14 protein-coding genes are annotated in these 17,812 nt (G+C 43.6%); 8 read left to right on the top strand and 6 right to left on the bottom strand.

The features are described from left to right. Positions 1-62: 62 nt before the first annotated feature. Positions 63-2,270: a winged helix-turn-helix domain-containing protein gene (locus ACN0VI_RS11085; protein ID WP_417446846.1), complete on the top strand. Its 2,208-nt coding sequence runs from the start codon at positions 63-65 to the stop codon at positions 2,268-2,270. Between the two features lie 29 nt (positions 2,271-2,299). Here ACN0VI_RS11085 and ACN0VI_RS11080 read toward each other — a convergent pair whose 3' ends face one another. Next, positions 2,300-2,497, bottom strand: coding sequence for a hypothetical protein (locus ACN0VI_RS11080; protein ID WP_417446845.1), 198 nt, complete (start codon positions 2,495-2,497; stop codon positions 2,300-2,302). 394 nt (positions 2,498-2,891) lie between these two features. On the opposite strand from ACN0VI_RS11080, the gene fadR reads away from it, so the two are divergent. From fadR to ACN0VI_RS11055, 5 genes are all read left to right on the top strand, one after another. Then, a complete protein-coding gene (fadR, locus tag ACN0VI_RS11075; protein WP_331891984.1) occupies positions 2,892-3,614 on the top strand; it encodes a fatty acid metabolism transcriptional regulator FadR in 723 nt (240 codons plus the stop codon). A gap of 118 nt (positions 3,615-3,732) precedes the next feature. After that, positions 3,733-5,874 carry a hypothetical protein gene (locus tag ACN0VI_RS11070; RefSeq protein WP_417446844.1) on the top strand — a complete coding sequence of 714 codons (2,142 nt, stop codon included), beginning with the start codon at positions 3,733-3,735 and terminating at the stop codon, positions 5,872-5,874. A 202-nt stretch (positions 5,875-6,076) separates the two neighbouring features. Continuing rightward, entirely contained in the window at positions 6,077-7,231 is a 1,155-nt protein-coding gene (gene sohB / locus ACN0VI_RS11065) for a protease SohB (RefSeq protein WP_417446843.1), read from the top strand. Between the two features lie 13 nt (positions 7,232-7,244). Next, the gene (tmpT, locus tag ACN0VI_RS11060; protein ID WP_417446842.1) at positions 7,245-7,907 is read left to right on the top strand and encodes a thiopurine S-methyltransferase; all 663 of its coding nucleotides are present in this window, start codon (positions 7,245-7,247) and stop codon (positions 7,905-7,907) included. A gap of 5 nt (positions 7,908-7,912) precedes the next feature. Beyond that, a complete protein-coding gene (locus ACN0VI_RS11055; RefSeq protein WP_417446841.1) occupies positions 7,913-9,805 on the top strand; it encodes a S9 family peptidase in 1,893 nt (630 codons plus the stop codon). A 14-nt stretch (positions 9,806-9,819) separates the two neighbouring features. Here the strand turns inward: ACN0VI_RS11055 and ACN0VI_RS11050 are convergent, their stop codons facing one another. The 3 genes from ACN0VI_RS11050 to ACN0VI_RS11040 form a co-directional block, all read right to left on the bottom strand. Next, on the bottom strand, positions 9,820-10,407 hold the full coding sequence (locus tag ACN0VI_RS11050) for a hypothetical protein (RefSeq protein ID WP_417446840.1): 588 nt from the start codon (positions 10,405-10,407) through the stop codon (positions 9,820-9,822). Continuing rightward, positions 10,400-10,951: a hypothetical protein gene (locus ACN0VI_RS11045; protein WP_417446839.1), complete on the bottom strand. Its 552-nt coding sequence runs from the start codon at positions 10,949-10,951 to the stop codon at positions 10,400-10,402. The genes ACN0VI_RS11050 and ACN0VI_RS11045 overlap by 8 nt, the downstream gene beginning before the upstream one ends. 95 nt (positions 10,952-11,046) lie before the next feature. Next, positions 11,047-12,357, bottom strand: coding sequence for a dicarboxylate/amino acid:cation symporter (locus tag ACN0VI_RS11040; RefSeq protein ID WP_417446838.1), 1,311 nt, complete (start codon positions 12,355-12,357; stop codon positions 11,047-11,049). A gap of 150 nt (positions 12,358-12,507) precedes the next feature. On the opposite strand from ACN0VI_RS11040, the gene ACN0VI_RS11035 reads away from it, so the two are divergent. Then, complete coding sequence (locus ACN0VI_RS11035; protein WP_417446837.1) at positions 12,508-12,885, top strand: BlaI/MecI/CopY family transcriptional regulator; 378 nt, start codon at positions 12,508-12,510, stop codon at positions 12,883-12,885. After that, a complete protein-coding gene (locus ACN0VI_RS11030; protein ID WP_417446836.1) occupies positions 12,875-14,890 on the top strand; it encodes a TonB family protein in 2,016 nt (671 codons plus the stop codon). Before ACN0VI_RS11035 ends, ACN0VI_RS11030 begins: the two co-directional genes overlap by 11 nt. A 56-nt stretch (positions 14,891-14,946) precedes the next feature. Here ACN0VI_RS11030 and astB read toward each other — a convergent pair whose 3' ends face one another. Beyond that, positions 14,947-16,317: an N-succinylarginine dihydrolase gene (gene astB, locus ACN0VI_RS11025; protein ID WP_417446835.1), complete on the bottom strand. Its 1,371-nt coding sequence runs from the start codon at positions 16,315-16,317 to the stop codon at positions 14,947-14,949. Beyond that, the gene (gene astD / locus ACN0VI_RS11020; protein ID WP_417446834.1) at positions 16,318-17,793 is read right to left on the bottom strand and encodes a succinylglutamate-semialdehyde dehydrogenase; all 1,476 of its coding nucleotides are present in this window, start codon (positions 17,791-17,793) and stop codon (positions 16,318-16,320) included. Between the last annotated feature and the right edge of the window lie 19 nt (positions 17,794-17,812).

The following is a 17,812-nucleotide window of genomic DNA, read 5'->3' as shown; positions in this document are numbered from 1 at the left end:
CTCTTTATTTAACAATAAGTTAATTTTAACCACCATATAGCAAAGAGAGCACTCCAAAAGTCATGCCGAAAACCATAAAAATGGGAAGCTGGTTAGTTTTTCCCGATCGCAATACACTGACTTTCCAGGATGAAGATCATAATATAGAACCGCTAGCTATGGATGTGCTGGTTTACTTTTCTCAGAACCCACAGAAAGTCGTGAGTAGAAGTGAGTTAATCGAAGCTGTCTGGGGAGGACGGGTTGTTGGTGATCATTCCGTTTACAGAATCATTAATAAGCTACGACAAATATTGGCAAGAGATCCAGATCAGGAGTACATCAAAACCATTCGCAAGAAAGGTTATCAGCTAGTCTGTGATGTCAGCATTTTCGGTTCACTTGAGGAGACTATTACAGAAGTAGCCCATACTTCGGAGCATGAAAGAGCGAGTCAATCCGAACTTGCCCGTTCTGACAGAAGCGAACATGATACTGAGTTAAATAAAGGAAAGCTTCAAAAGCGAAGCCTTTGGTGGCGCAGTATACTGTGGGGACTTTTGCTGTTGATTGTCTGTGTTGTAGTTTTTTTAAGCGTTAAGCTTTATTTCTATTATTCGATGACTAGTTATTCTCGTTCAACCCCCCTGCTCACTTTAGATGGAGCTATTAGAGATCCCAGCTTTTCGCCGGATGGTCACTTTATAGCCTTTAGTTATCGAGAGAGTGTAGAAGATGACTGGGATATTTATGTGGAATCCCTGGTTGATGGCCGCTTATACCAGATTACGGACGATATTACTGATGAGCTGAGTCCTTCATGGTCACCGGATGGACGAAAAGTAGCCATTCTACGCTACGATAATCAGCGATGCATGATCGATGCGATAGCTGTCCCCGTGTCTGCTTCTTCGTCTGCCTCACCCGAAGAGACAGAGGCAAGCACTCTGGTTCACTGCTCCGGTGTGCTACAGCATAACTCCGTTGCGTGGGGAAAAGAGGGCAGGTATCTCTATTACACCAGTGCTAGCTCCAAGGTGTCTCCGCTGCAGGTTTTTCGACTGACCATAAAAACCGGCAAGACAGAGCAACTAACTAATTACACGCAAGGAGAAACTCGTGGTGCTCTGGGCATAAAATTATCACCTGAGAATAATAAGCTGGCCATTCTGAGTGACGTTAATTGGCGTAATAGCCGAATTGACTTATTGGACTTAGAGAGCAATAGCGTTGAAACAGTACGACAGTTGGTTGGTTGGAACCGTTACTTCGATTGGTCGATTGGTGGGGAAATTATCATTTATAATCGAAATTCGACCGAGATCGATGCTTACCACGTGCGCATGGACGTAGAAAGAAACATTGCTAAAAATGTTGAGCCCATTTCTTTCCCGACTCACTCTACCACAAAGCATGAGATGGTAGTGGTGACTGGCCGTAAGGTCGTTAATATTGTGGCTGAGTCATTAGGGGAGGGGGTGGTGACCGAACAAAAGCCTCTTACTATTATAACGTCCAGCTCTATTGATAATTATGCCGAGTATGCAAATACTTCAGATAGAATTGTTTTCGTTTCAAGAAGAACTGGCAAGCCACAAATATGGCTTAAAAACCGCAATGGAACGGAACATCAGCTAACCAGCTTTGAAAGAAATTTCGATATTAGACGAATAAGATGGTCGCCGGACGATGACTCCTTATTATTTATACATAATAACTTTCTCTATCAATTAGCATTAAGTAACAAGGAATTGACAGTCTTATATAAAGCGCAAGACGGGGAATCCATAGAGGGTGAGTCATGGGCTGATGATGGTCGTTCAGTGTTGTTTTCGTCAGATCGCGATGGTGACTGGCAGGTTTACAAACTGTCTTTGCAGGCTGAGAGTGGTGACGTTATACCAGAGCAACTAACTCAGAAGGGCGGTTATGCAGCTTTTGAATCACCAGATCAAGAAGGGATTTTCTTCCTTAAGTATCACACCAAAGGATTATGGTTTAAAGGTTATGGCGCGGTAATGGATGGTTCTGAGAAGGAGATTCGCGTAATAGACAATATTGATGTGTTTAGTTGGAACAGCATTTACCTTAGGCAAAACAACATTTATTACTTATCCAATGACTACCCTAAGATGAGTATTTACCGTTATAACCTCTCCGAGCAAAAGCGCTATTTTGTACAAAGCTATTACGGTTCCCCCTGGTTATTATCGGTTTCTCATCAGGCTGATAAAATTCTCTATCAGAGAAATACTCAAACCCAATCATCATTAGTGTTACTGAAGCCTTGAGTCATAAAACCCAGGGCTCCAACAAAAAGCTAATTAGTTTTGCAAAAAACACCGAACAAACGACACATCATTCCGCGCTCAGCAGTATCTTCGCCATCGTTACCTGTTCCCGGCTCGTCAGCTTGGAGCATGAAAGGGCTAGCTATGTTGTTCTGCATATTATTTTGAGTTAACCCGTAGCTAGAACCAATGATTAAAATTATAAGCAAAGTAAATAGTACTTTCATTTAACTTCTCCTTCAGCGTTATTTCAGTTATTCAAATTATAGAGCCTCAGGGTGAGGCGGATTAAAGCTTAATTGGCTCGGGTGTTATTAGCTAGTGATGTTGGTTAATGTTTATTTAATGAAAAGTTAAGCGGGTGAGATTCGAGTAGTTGCGGATAGGTAGAGCGATAGACCTTAGTATGACGCAGGTTTATCTTTTAAGGCATTTAAGGTATTTTACTGCGCTCTATTGATACTAAATGCGGTTGATTTGATTCTAAGTCTTACCGAGAGTGATGATATTTCCTGGGGTGGCTGTCGTTACAGCTGGAAATGGCTCTTACTATGTGCTAAAAAGTCTGTGACAATTGACCTCTTACCAGTTACAAGAATTCTTAAATTACGGGGATAGCTGATGGTTTCAACAGCTAAGGCGTTAACGCCAGCTGCTTTTGCAGAACAATATATCGTTGAATCAATCTGGAACGGCAAGTTTGCCGCCGGAACAATTTTGCCTGCCGAACGTGAGTTGGCAGAGATTATTGGGGTAACTCGCACAACATTACGTGAAGTCTTACAACGTTTGGCTAGAGACGGCTGGTTAACGATCCAGCACGGTAAGCCAACCAAAGTGAATGACATCTGGCAGTCGGCGACTCTGAATGTTTTGGATACTTTGATTACTTTAGATGATGAAGGCTCCATGAAGTTGGCAGATGACCTGCTACAGGCCAGAACCTCTATTGCCAGTATTTTCCTACGTCAGGCCGTTAAAAATGACCCACAGCAGCTTTTAGATGTTCTAAAAGAGCTGGATGATGTGGAAAACGATACTGATGGCTACATTGATTTTGACTGGCATTTCCATCATACCGCTACGCGAGCATCTGGAAATCAAATTTACACCTTAATGTTAAATGGCTTCGAAGCGATTTATTATAAGCTCGGTCGCTTTTACTTTGGCTGGGAGCAGACGCGTAAGCTGGCATACCAATATTACAAAGACCTGGAAGTGGCAATTGGTAAAGGCGATGCTGATCAAGTGGTCAAAATCCTTTGGGATTACGGTCACGAAAGCGGCGAGTTATGGAACAAGGCAAAATCCGAGTTAAAAAGTTTTAGCGAATTGGGCGTATAAATTACTGGTAAGTCCACTTGCATAAAACCACTGTTAAAGAGTAGGATTGGGGTAATTCTGCATATAAACATAACGAATAACGGCTTTTAAGTCGTTTATACCGAATGGGAGTTAAGAGATGAAAAAAGCTTTATACGGAGTCGCGCTGTTGAGCAGCATGATTTTGACGGCTTGTACTGACGGTCCAGAAGAACCAAAAATTCCAGGTATTGGTGAGGGTAGCACAAAGTTAGTCGCCCCAGTATTCGCACCAGGCAACGGTGAGTTGCCAATTCCAAATGATGTGTTGTTCAGTGGCACAGCTGATTTAACTCTTAACATCCCAACGGATGACCCAACCGATATGTCTGATCCGCAAAATGCGATCAGTGCATTGGATGGTTGGTCAACGCATGCTCCATTTAGTATCGAGTTCCGTGGTGCAATTGATGGCTCAACCGTTGTTCCAGGTCAAACAGTTCGTCTATTTAAAGTTTCAGTTGATCGTCCAGAAGCAATCCCTGGAACTGGTATTCCTGCTCCGACAGGCCCGGTGACAGGCGTTGAAGCCGAGTTACAGGCTGGCGTTGATTTTGTTGCTGTGCCTGCAAGTCCAACTTCTGTTGGCGTTGTTCCTTTAAGACCTCTTGAGCCTCAGGGCGCTTACATGGTGGTTGTTACTAATGGTATCAGTGATACCAATGGTAATCCTGTCATTTCAGACGCACAATTCTCAGTTGTTAAGTCACCAGATGCCATTCCAGAAGGCAGCGCTACATCCGGCTTAGAACCACTACGTCAATTGACTCAGGCAATGTTAGCAGCTTCCACGGGTGCCGGTATTGATCGCGATGATGTTGTTTTAACGTATCAATTTACGGTACAGTCAGTTGCCAATGCATTAGTCACAGCAAATAACGCTTATGTACAAGTAGCGGCAGATGCAGGCTTCCGCCCAGCTTCAAGTTTCTCAAGCCTATTCACAGACACCGCACCTTTTACCGGTATTGGTGCTGCTAACCTCTATAAAGGTGAAGTGACGCTTCCTTATTTGTTAACAGCCCCAACACTAGAAAATCCTACTTCTGTATTGAATAATAGCTGGGTTGGTGCTGAACAAATTCCAACGGAAGGTGGGCCTGTGCCAAATCCATTGGCTGGTGCTCCAATTACCTATGCCAATCCGTTAGCTCAGAAGACAGGTGATGAAGTTGTTCCACTGTTAGTGTCCTTACCTAAGAATATTAACTGCCCAAAACCTTATCCTGTAATGATTTTCCAACATGGTATAACCAGTAACCGTACCGCGATGTTGGGTATAGCAGATACTATGGCTGGAGCATGTACAGCAGTAGTAGCGATGGACTTGCCATTGCACGGCATTGCTGAAGATAACCAGGTTCATCAAGGGCTACAGGTTGCTAGTGCTGGTGCTATCGGTATTTTTGAAGGTTATGCAGCTGGCGATGTTCGTGAACGCACCTTTGGTGTTGACTATATAGACAACGCAACTTCTGCACCAGGCCCTGATGGCACTCCTGATCCATCTGGTGCCCATACTATTAACCTGACCAACTTAGTGGTTTCTCGTGATAACTTACGCCAGGCGGTATTGGATCTGTTAGTACTGGAAGAAGCTATTCCTGCAATGGATGTTGACGGTGATACTCAGCCAGATTTTGATGCCAACAATATTAGCTTTATGGGGCATTCATTGGGTGGTATTGCAGGCTCAAAGTACATCGGCTTAACAGACAAAGTTAAAGTTAGTGTACAAGCGACTACGTCAGGTAGCATTGCGCAAATGCTGGATGGTTCTGCCTCGTTTAGCCCACGTATTCGTGCAGGTCTAGCAGCAGCTTCAGGTGTTCCAGCTGATGACCCAGCGTTTGAAGCAGAGGTATTGAACCCCTTCTTGTTTGCTGCTCAGACAGTTGTGGATTCTGGCGACCCTGTTAACTATGCTGTGTTAGCTCAAGCATTAGATATTCCAACACTTGCTTTGCAAGTCAGGGGTGACCAGGTCGTTCCGAATGCAGTTGAAGGAGCTCCATTAGCAGGTAGCATCCCTCATGCAGCAGTGTTTGGCTTACCGACGGTAACTGAGTCTACGGCAACAGATCGTGCTTTCTTGAAGTATGTTTCCGGTGACCATGCTTCGCCACTAAGTCCATCAGCAGATGCTGCAGTAACGGTTTCTATGCAAACTGCGATTGCTAACTTCATTGCCTCGGGTGGTACACAAGTGGTAGTAAATGATCCGTCTTTGGTTGAAGAATAAGCCAAAACAATCGTAATCCATTAAAGCCCTCGAGAGAGGGCTTTTTTGTGCCTGAAAGTTGTAGCGAATCAGTAAACAAGCTTAGCGTGGTAACTGTTATACCTTTAGCTAAGTCGGTGTTAAAATAGCCAACTATTTTGTGTTCAAGGGCTCTATAGCCTGAGAAATACAAGAATTGACAGTCTGACATTCGGAGAATGACTTGGAATTTTTAAGCGAATACGGTTTATTTTTATTGAAAACAGCCACCATTGCAGTGGTCATCATCATTATTATCAGTATGCTGATTAGCGCAGGCCAAAGACAGCGCTCAACAAGCAAAGGTGATATTAAGGTGGTCAATCTTGGCGAGACCATAAAAGACAACAGTCAATCGATTAAAAATGAGATCCTGACTAATGCGGAGTATAAGCAGCTTCTTAAAGAAGAGAAGGAGCGCGATAAACAGCAGGAAAAGGACGCAAAACAAAAGCTTAAACAGGCTAAAAAGTCGGCTGGTAAAGCATCAAACGAACCCGTTGTGGCCATTGAAGCCTCTGGTGATAAACCCACAAGCGAAGAGGGCGATGTCGTTGCTGTTGAAGGTTCTAGCGATAGCCCTCAAAGGATGTATGTTATTGACTTTGAAGGTGATATTCACGCTTCTGGTGTTGAGTCATTGCGCGAAGAAATAACTGCGATTTTAGCAACAGCCAATAAAAGTGATCAGGTTATGGTGCGCTTGGAAAGCCCGGGTGGTTTGGTGCATAGCTATGGCCTTGCTGCTTCTCAATTAAAACGAATTCGTGACGCTGGTTTAAAGCTGACCATTACCGTTGATGAAGTTGCAGCCAGCGGGGGTTACATGATGGCCTGTGTCGCCGATGAACTGGTGGCGGCGCCTTTTGCAGTTTTGGGCTCGATTGGCGTAGTTGCAGAAATTCCAAACTTTAATCGTTTATTGCAAAAAGCCAATATTGATTATGAACAGCATACAGCCGGTCAGCACAAACGCACTCTAACCATGTTCGGTCAGAACACTACAGTGGCTCGCGAAAAATTTAAGCAGGAACTGGAAGAGGCACATGATTTGTTCAAAACCTTTATCCATGAGAACCGTCCCGATTTAGATTTGGATAAAGTGGCAACAGGGGAACATTGGTACGGCAGACAAGCCTTACAACTTGGCTTGGTTGATAAGATTCAAACCAGCGATGATGTGATCCTTGATGCGCTTAATACTATGGATGTGTACTCAATTAAATACGATATTCGTAAGCCACTAACTGAGCGTTTATCTGTCAATTTATATCAGGCAATGGATAAGTTTGTGTTACGTTGGATACAACGTTCGTCACAAAGCAATATCTTTAAATAACTTATTACACTTTATGGAATTTGAGTTCTGGGATAATTGCTGGCAGCGTGAGTCTCAGCCGTTTCATCTGGCTGAGGCGCATACTTTTTTAGTTAAATATGTCGAGCAGTTTTTTTCCAAAGATAAAAAAATCTTTGTGCCACTTTCTGGTAAGTCAGTCGATTTAGTGTTCCTTTCTCAGCAGGGATATTATCCGGTTGGTATTGAGTTTAATCCTAAAGCGGTCAATCGATTTATACAGGAACAGCAGCTTGAATTCTCTTCGCAAAATTTTCCTGTTGCCAATGGCAATCAATTAACTCGCCATCATAATGATACTATGGAAGTCTGGTTAGCAGATTTTTTCGATATTACTGAAAATCATGTGGGAAAGTTTGAACAAGTTTATGACCGAGCAGCATTTATTGCTTTGCCCGAATCGATGCGTGCAGACTATGCAAACCATCTAAAAACATTGCTAGCAGAGCATGCAACCATACTGTTAGTCACCATGGACTACCAACCTGACGAAATGTCAGGCCCTCCTTTTCACATCACTTTGGATGAAATCAAACAGCAATTTCCGGAAGGGGGAGTTGAGGAGCTGTGTCGTTGCAGCTTATTAGACAGTCACCCGCGCTGGAAAGAGCTTGAGTTAAGTCGTTTAGACGAAGTGTTATACCGAATTACTTTTTGATGAATATGAAAAACAATACCGTTTACGGACTTTGGCAGTCACCCATCACTCCTGAAATGTTGGCCAGCAAATCTACTCGCTATGGCCAGATTCAATATATCAATGATGTCTTTTATTGGCTGGAATCACGTCCCCACGAACAGGGCCGTGGTGTCATAGTGCGTTCGCACAATGGAGAGCGAGAGGATGTGACACCAGAAGGCTTTAACGTGCGTACTCGCGTGCATGAGTATGCCGGTGGTGACTTCTGGGGACGAGGCGATTATTTGTTATTTGCCGATGATGCCAATCAGCAACTATGTCTGCAAAACTTGGTCACCAACAGTGTTGAGTTCATTACTCCTGAGCCACCCGTAAAACGTAGCTTGCGCTATTGCGATGGTGAAGTAGCGCCCAACATGGCGTATACCGTCTGTGTACACGAACGACACGAAGCGGATCAGGTGATCAATGAGCTGACTGCTGTTTCACTGTCATCGCCTTTTACTAAGCATGTTATTGCGCAGGGGGCTGACTTTTATTCCAATCCACGCATTAGTCCTGATGGCAAACAGTTATGTTGGATTAGCTGGAATCATCCAAACATGCCTTGGGATGAAACGGAGCTGTGGCTGGCAGACATATCTGAGTCCGGTGAAATTTCCAATCCGTGCAAAGTAGCTGGCGGGGACAATGTTTCGGTCTATCACCCATACTGGTCAGCGGACAATCAGCTGTACTATGTGGCAGATCCGGAAGGCTGGTGGCATATTTACTGTTTAGCGTCTAACGAAACCCCAGTACATGAAAAAATGGAGATTGAGTTTGGTTTGCCGCAGTGGGTGTTTGGTTGCCGTACGGTGCAATGGCTTGATGACAAATCTTTGGTGGCTATTGGCACCAAACAAGGCCAACAGGCGCTTTATCGAATTAAGCTTGATACTGGCGACGTTGAGCTGTTTAGTGACCACTGGACAGCTTTTAATGGTCAGATGATTGCTGCTGGTGATGAGTTGTATTTTATGGCAGCAAATCCGCAGACTGGAGAAGCCGTTTATCAGGTTAATGTGCAAAGTAGTAAATCCGAGCAATTAACTGAAAGTGACAGTGATAATGAGCAGCTGTCAGAATACCTTTCTGTGCCGCAGCATATTGAGTTTCCGACTACCGGTGATCAAAAAGCTTATGGTTATTTTTATCCGCCGAAAAATCCTCAGTACCAAGCATCGGAAGAGGAAAAACCGCCTTTGATCGTTATGAGTCATGGCGGTCCAACCGGCATGACCGATAATGGTTTAAATCTGACCATCCAATATTGGACCAGCCGCGGTTTTGCGGTAGCTGATGTGAATTATCGTGGTAGCACCGGCTATGGCAGAGCTTATCGAGATAGCTTGAAAGGGCAGTGGGGCATTCTAGATGTAGATGACTGCATTGCCATGGGGCAATACCTGGAAAAGCAAGGCTTGGTGGATGGTTCCAGAATGGCGATTAGAGGCGGCTCAGCGGGTGGCTACACGACTTTGTGTGCTCTAACCTTCCATGATGTCTTTAAAGCCGGTATGAGCCGTTACGGCGTTGCCGAGTTGGTTTCTCTGTCGCAGGATAGCCATAAGTTCGAAATTCGCTACCTGGACTCAGTCGTTGGACCCTATCCTCAATGCGCTGACCTCTATTACCAACGTTCTCCGGTTAATCATACCGAATTACTGTCTTGTCCGATTCTAATTCTACAAGGATTGGAAGATAAGGTGGTTCCGCCGAATCAGGCTGAAGCCATGGTAAAGGCGCTTGAGGAGAAAGGTTTGCCTTATGAGTACATCACCTTTGAAGGTGAAGGGCATGGCTTTAGAAAGCCGGAAACCATCATCAAAGCCTTTTCCGCAGAGCTAGAGTTTTATCAGAAATACTTGCTCTAATATGGGCAAGCTGGCTATTGAGCCTTTTGAGTTTCTGTAGAAGACTCTGCAGAGCTTGCTCCTGAGGTTTGATCAATTTCAAGATCGTAGAATAGGGTGAAGTAGCCGTCTTCAGGATCGAGCAGGAGGTCAGCGCTTAGTAGAAATTGCATCGGTGAGTCTTCGGTGTAGACAGTTTGAACGGATAACTCAAAAGTTCCTTCCCGATCCTTATCTTGCAAAACAGGGTGTTGTTGCAATGCCCTGAATTGCTTGATTCCTTCTTCATCCAACTTATACCAGCTAATATGCTCAACACTGTCACCCTTGAACCAGTGTTTGATAGTTCTGACCTGTTCTTCTTCAACTTTCTCCAAAGATAGGTATCGATCAATATAGACTTCAGTATCTTTATAGCTATAAGTGAGCTGATTAGCGGCTATGACGTTATTATTTGTATTACTGCGAACTCTGACTCGAAGCTCTTCAGGATTAAGTTGAATGAAGTCTTCTTCATCGAAACTCGACATCTTAATCATGGTGGATAGAGGAACATTGGAGCATGCCTGCAGGAGCAGGGTAATAAGAGTCACAATAAAAATCGTGCCTAATGCTTTACTCATTTTGTGCTTCAGTTAGATTGAACTCATGCTGATCTAATAAGGTAAAGTATCCATCTTCGGGGCTTAAGAGTAAATCGATACTCATATTTAATTTCTCTGGTGTAGTCTCAGTTAATTTAAATGTGACCGAAAACTTAAATTCTCCCTCTTTTTTCCTCATTGCTAATAATGGGTTTTGCTGTAGTTGTTTAAAAAGCTTTACTCCTTCCGCATCCAGTCTATATCTGCTGCTGTGCTGAAAGCTATCATCAGCAAACCAATGCTCGATAGTTTCTATATCTTCTTCGATTAACTCCATCGAGAAGCTTTGATCAATAAGCCCTTCAGGACCCTTGTACCGATAACGCAGAACGTTACTCTTCAGCACATTTTTCTGAGTATTATTACGTACCTTGACCCGAATATCCTCTGGATTAAGCTTAACAAAATCGGTTTCGTCGAAGCTGGACATTTTAAGCATGGTGGATAATGGCATACTGGAGCAGCCTTGCAGAATAAGGATTAAAACTAAGGTTTGAATGATGGTGGTCATTGGTCTCTTCATTATTGTTCCTTGTGATCTTTATGTTATTAATCCTGATAAAAAAAGAGGTGGCAAAAGCCACCTCTGAATTATAGATATTCTGAACGAATTCTCAATTAATCGTCGAATTCGGTATGAACTTTAGGATGATTATAAACATCCTTATCCAGTTCATTTTCACTCTTAGCGACGATAACACTCACTGCAGCGTCACCGGTAATATTGACAGCGGTACGCGTCATATCGAGCAGTCGGTCAATACCCAGAATCATACCTATCGCTTCGACAGGCAAGTTAACTTGCGTCAGTACACCAGCTAGTAGAATCAAACCAACGCTCGGAACCCCTGCTGTACCAATTGAGGCTAAGGTTGCGGTCAAAACCACGGTCAGTAACTGCGCCATGCTCAAGTCAACACTGTATGCCTGAGCGATAAACAGAGTCGCTATACCCTGCATAATGGCGGTGCCATCCATATTAATGGTCGCGCCAAGCGGTAAGGTGAAGGAGTAGGTGTTGCGGTGAACACCAAGGTTCTTCTCAACGCACCGCATAGTGACCGGAAGGGTAGCGTTACTGCTGGAAGTACCAAAGGCGGTTAACATGGCTGGCCACATACCTTTGAAAAAATTGATCGGATTGAGACGGGCAAGGAAAGTAATGAGAACCCCGTAAGTTATCAAGGCGTGAAGCATTAATGCGATAATTACTAATAAGAAGTATGAACCCAGTGAGCCGGCCAAATCTGAGAATGGGAACTCGGCAAAGGTTTTAGCAATCAGGAAGAAAACACCATAAGGCGCAAAGCGCATAATAATATTAACCAGTTCCATCACCACTTTATTGACATCATTAAACCAGTTGCCGATTCTTTTCCCTTTTTCTCCAGACATAGTAATCGCCAAACCAATCAAGATCGCAAAGACAATGATTTGCAGCATATTGGCGGTAACCATGGCTTCAAAAGGATTGGTCGGGACAATATCGATTAATACTTTGGTTAGTGGTGGCTTATCACTGGCATCGAAAGTAGCGTCGCCTACCGGCATGCCAACGCCGGGCTTGAAGATTGACGCCAAAGAAAGTGCACCGGTTAATGCGATAGCCGTTGTCAACAAATAGAGGCCAATAGACTTTAAACTCAATTTACCCAGCTTGGAAGGATCAGCTAAAGAGCTAACGCCACATACCAACGACACTAAAACCAACGGAACCATCAGCATTTTGAGCGCATTAATAAACCAGCTGCCACCAACATCAAAGATCCCATTCACGAAGTATGTGTAGGCCCAGCTATCGTTTTGAATAGCAGAGCAAGCTTCCTTAGAAATACCTTTTGCGCATTGATAGTCGCCAAACTGCAGGAATAGTACGCCAACCAGCGCACCAGCAACCATAAAGATAAGGATCTTTAAACTAAGATTCATAATTATTAGCCCCATTTTCGAATAGTGGAACTCTAAGCGATTGGCATAAAAACTGCAAATTTAGTGTTGACCGACAGAGATTACAAGTGTAATCTCTATCTTAGATTACAACTGTAATCATAACTAACATAAACTGATATGAGTCAAAGTATGTCAATCAGAGTGAGTGAAGCAGAAAAGAATGTAATGGATATTCTGTGGCAGGAATCTCCATTAACCAGTACTGAGGTCGTGGAGCGTCTCCAAACTCAAGACTGGAGTGAAAAGACTGTTAAAACCTTTCTTAATCGTTTAGTAAAGAAAGGTGTTGTGACCTTCCAGAAAGATGGTCGTCGCTATTTGTATTCTCCCGCCATAGAGCGAGACGAGTTTCTGGCAGACGAAAGTGAAAGTTTTCTGGATAAAGTTTTTAAAGGCAATATAAAAGAATTGCTTGCCACATTCGTGGACAATAAACAGCTCTCAAAAGATGAACTGGATTATTTAAAAGGATTACTGGATGACAAGGAGGGCAGGGATGTTAGGTGATCTTAAAATGAACGGTTGGCTGGATGCTTTCTGGCATTTTAATCTTGACCTAAGTGTTATTGTCCTGACAGTTCTTATCGTTCGGTTCTTTATTAGAAAAACCACAAAAAGTTATAATTCTTACTTACTCTGGTTAGCAATTCCACTGGGATTTGCTGTTGCTAAAATAATTGCTTCAATTGATTTCAGTGGTGCAAGCTCTGAGTACATTGGACAAGCAGTCTCGGCCATGATTGTTAAACCTGTGGAAACGCTGCAGAACTATTGGTGGCTCGGTGCTTTATGGTTATCAGGGACAACTCTGTTGTTGTTGAGGCTGATTATTCAGCACATAGAACTGAGAAAAGATCTAAGAGAAATAGAAAGACCAATTGATGAGCTACCAGGTATTCATTTAATAAGTAAAAGTCGGTATCGTGTTATAGCCGTTGCCCATAAAGAAATGTCGCCAGCGGTCTATGGTTTTGTCACCCCAACGATTTATTTTCCAATACATGTTGCACAGAAGCTCTCGGTGCAGCAAATTCAATTAATCATAGAGCATGAAGAGCAACACATCAAACAAAAGCACTTATGGCTGAATTTGTTATGGGATGTGCTGGTCTGTATTGGTTGGTTTAATCCACTCATTTACATTGCTCGAAAAAATTTTAGGCATGATCAGGAGTTATTTTGTGACTATCTGGTGCTGAATAAAGGCAATCAATCACGAACTAAAGATTATGGTCATGCGCTACTGTCAACAGTTTCTGCCACTCACTCTGTAAGTCTACTTTGCTCATGGAAGGTTTTTAACCAACTTGAGGAAAGAATTATGAACATCACAGATCCATTAAACAAAACCGGCAAGGTAATCATGACATTAGGCGCAGCCTTTGTCTTGAGCTGCTGTGCTGTCTATGCCGCCAATAAGGAGCCAAAACAAGAACGTATTGTAACCACCGAAAATATCGTCATTGATGATGAAGGAAACAAGAAAGTCGTTATTGAGTTTAGTGAAGGTGACGGTATTACCTATCTACAGGAAAATGATAACTACTATATCCTGGAGGGCGACAATAAACGTTCAATGACCGAACAGGAGCGTAAAGATTTTGAGAAAAAACACGAAGAAGCCGAAAAACATTTGATGGCAACAGAACAAGAGTTAATTCTTGCTGAGAAAGAACTGGAAAATGCTCATAGAGTATTGGTGCTGCATGAAGATGATCTTCAAGATGTTGAGATTGAAATTGAAAGCGCACACAAAGCGCTGGCAGAAGCTCAGCGTGAAATTGAAGTTGATTATCAGCAAGGAAAGATCACTAAGGCTGAAATGGAACAAGCTAGAGAAGCCATCATGAAAGCTAAGCAAGAGTTATCTAGCGGCGAGATAAAGAAAACTATCCGCGTTGATATGGAGCGAGCTAGAGCCGATCTGGAAAAGTCGCGTGCTGATATTGCGAAACAACGTCGTGAAATTATCATTAAGCGAGAGTCAGGAGACAGCAGCAGTGGTTCCCATAGAGTATTCATGATTGACGATAAGGAAATCATTAATGGTGAGAATAAACAAACCCGTGTGATTAAATGGGAAGAAGACAATGGAAAAGTTTATTCAGTCGAAAATGACAAGTACATGATTCATGAAGATGGAACGAAACGCGAAATGACAGAGGAAGAAAAAGAGCTATTCGAAAAGAAAGTTCGCATGATTCCTAAGCCCGATATGCCGCGGATTCCACCGCAACCTAAAAAACCTGAACCTGTTAACGAAGTAGGTTTCACAAAAGCACCTAAGGCTCCACAATATCCTAAAGAAGCAGTGGAGAAAGGTATAGAAGGGCATGTGATATTTAAATTTGACGTTGACCAGAGTGGAAGTCCATTGAATATTGAAGTGCACGATTCTGTTCCTGAAGGGGTATTTGATGAAGTTGCTATGAATGCATTCAAAGAGTGGGAATTTGGAGAAAACAAGAGCGCGCAAGATTTAAAATATAAGTTAGACTTTAAGCTTCAGTAATTAATTGCGAATAAAAAAGCCCGCGTAAAGCGGGCTTTTTTTTGATCTCATTTTTTTCAAACCATTTGGAAAGGATAAACCGAACCAAGGTTTAAGATTTTGGTTAATTCATCAAGTGCCATACGAGATTCATTGAGCAGACTCGGATCGGCTAAATCATCTTCAGTTAATGTGTCGCGGTAATGCTTTTCAACCCAGGCGTTAAGTGTTGCAAACAGATCATCATTCATGATGACGTTTTGATTCATTGCACTAACTTCTGTTTCGTTGAGCACGATGCGCTGACGTAAACAGGCAGGGCCACCGCCGTTTTGCATGGATTGTTTTACATCAAAGATTTTGACTTCGGTAATAGGCGTATCCTGATCGACTAACCAGTCCAGATACTCTTTTACTGCAGGAACTGATTCACATTCCCCTGGTGCGATAATCGCCATTTTACCATCGGGTAAAGTTACCAGCTGGCTGTTAAATAGGTACGACTTAACAGCATCTTCAACCGACACATCACTGTTGCCCACTTCAACCACATGGAACTCTTCGCCATCGAACGCGCGTTCAAGATCAGTGTAAACCTGCATCTGATTTAGGAATGCTTTCTGGTGGGCGAACAATACATTGCCATTACCCACTGAGATGACGTCATTATGGAATACGCCTTTATCAATAACATGCGGGCTCTGTTGAGCGAAAACCACATTGTCGCTGTCCAGCATGTGCAGACGAGCAACGGCCTGCGAGGCCTCAAAAGTTTGGCGTGCTGGATACTTGTGTGGAGCGGGTTTGCTGTCATCAAAAGCGTACTTACCATAAACAAAGAAATGTAAGCCTTTCTTGCCATAGCCTTTGTCGCTGTTCACATCTACAAAGCGCGTATGATTTGCTGCGCCTTCATCGCCGAAGTGATCACCCATCGGAAGGGCAGGGTGGTGCACAAAATGATTTTCGTCCTTGAACATAGCCTGCAAAACTCGACCAGTGGTTGAGTGTTCAATCGAACGATGGAATTTATTGGCCAGGTTGGCAGGTGTGAAATGAACCTTCTCATCAGCGGTATCGCTGGATGGCGCCATGGTGCAGGCATTGGCGGTCCACATGCTGGACGCTGAGCTACAGGCGGCAAGCACTTTAGGAGCCTGTTTAGCGGCTTTAATGATGACCTGAGAGTCAGTGCCAGTAAAACCTAAACGACGTAATGTAGCCACGTCTGGGCGCTCCATGGGGGCGATGACGCCTTGCTTTAAGCCCAGGTCATGCAGTGCTTTCATTTTCTGCAAGCCTTGCTTGGCAGCTTCTTTTGGCTTGGCAATCAAGTTTGCATTGGAAGTTGAGGCAACGTTGCCCACTGATAAACCGGCATAGTTATGAGTTGGGCCAACCAGTCCATCAAAATTAAATTCGTAAGCCATATTTTTATTAGTGCTCATTTATAGAGTTACTCCAGGCGTTAACGTTTCAGGCATGATACATGCCGGGTTTTCAATAGAAGCCACCGGGTAGGCGCAGTAGTCAGCGGCGTAGTATGCGCTCGGGCGATGATTGCCTGAGTTACCGATACCGCCAAATGGTGCGGCACTTGATGCACCGGTCAATTGGTTATTCCAGTTGACGATACCGGCACGAATGCGACGATAGAATGTATCGTATTGTGATTTGTCATCGCTGAATAAACCGGCTGATAGACCAAAACGTGTGTTATTGGCTTCGGCAATGGCGCTTTCAAAATTATCATAGCGATAGACTTGTAAGATAGGCCCAAAGAACTCTTCGTCTTCTTGCGGTACGTCAGTGACTTCCAACAGAGCTGGGCTGACAAAACCTGTACCTTCTTTCATGTGCTCCATTTTGACTAATGCTTTGGCACCTTTATCGAGCAGGTTTTGTTGTGCTCGAATTAAATCTTTAGCGGCTTTTTCCGAAACTACTGGGCCCATAAACGGTTTATTTTCATCGTTGTAGTGGCTGACGCGAATATTTTTAACTGCTTCGGTAAGCATTTCGATGAACTGATCGCCTTGCGAAGTTTTCGGAACAAACAGACGACGTGCACATGTACAGCGCTGGCCGGCGGAAATATAAGCCGATTGAATGGTGTGATAAACGGCAGCTTTCAAATCTTTAACATCGCCCAGAATGAGCGGGTTATTGCCGCCCATTTCCAAGGCTAAAACCTTACCTGGCTGGCCACCAGTTTGTTTATGCAGTAGTTCGCCGACTGTTTCGCTACCTGTAAACAAGAGGCCATCAACTTGTGGGTGACTTGCTAGCGCAATACCGGTATTGACCTCGCCTTGCACTAAGTTAATAACGCCTTCAGGTAAGCCAGCTTTTTGCCATAACTTAACGGTTAACTCAGCAACTGCTGGCGTTAACTCGCTTGGCTTAAAGACAATGGTGTTGCCAGCAATCAGCGCTGGAACAATGTGACCATTAGGTAAATGGCCAGGGAAATTATAGGGGCCAAACACCGCTAAAACGCCGTGTGGTTTATGACGAGTTGCGGCAATACCAGCACCCATCTCAGCTTCTTTTACCCCAGTACGCTCATGATAAGCACGAATCGAAATATCAATTTTACCGGCCATGGCACCAGCTTCGGTTAGCGTTTCCCAATAAGGTTTACCAGTTTCTTTAGCAATCAGTTCAGCAAGTTCTTCTTTATGATCTTTAAGTTGCTGCTCAAAATTTTTCATGATGGCGATGCGCTCATCCAATGATTTCTGGCTCCAGTCCCAACCTGCTTTGTGTGCGGCTTCAATCGCTTGGCTCACTTGTTCTTCAGTGGCAGCGTTACCTTGCCAGATGGCCTCGCCACTGGCTGGGTTAATCGAACTAAAGCGGTCGCCTTGACCTGCGAGCCATTGATTATTGATCATTAAATTTGCGTGCGAGACATCTGACATATAAAAACCTGCTAAAAAT

This window comes from Kangiella sp. (assembly GCF_048265365.1).
GTDB lineage: Bacteria > Pseudomonadota > Gammaproteobacteria > Enterobacterales > Kangiellaceae > Kangiella.
Note: the sequence above shows the minus strand (reverse complement) of the source record. Positions and strands in the feature narration are given on the sequence as shown.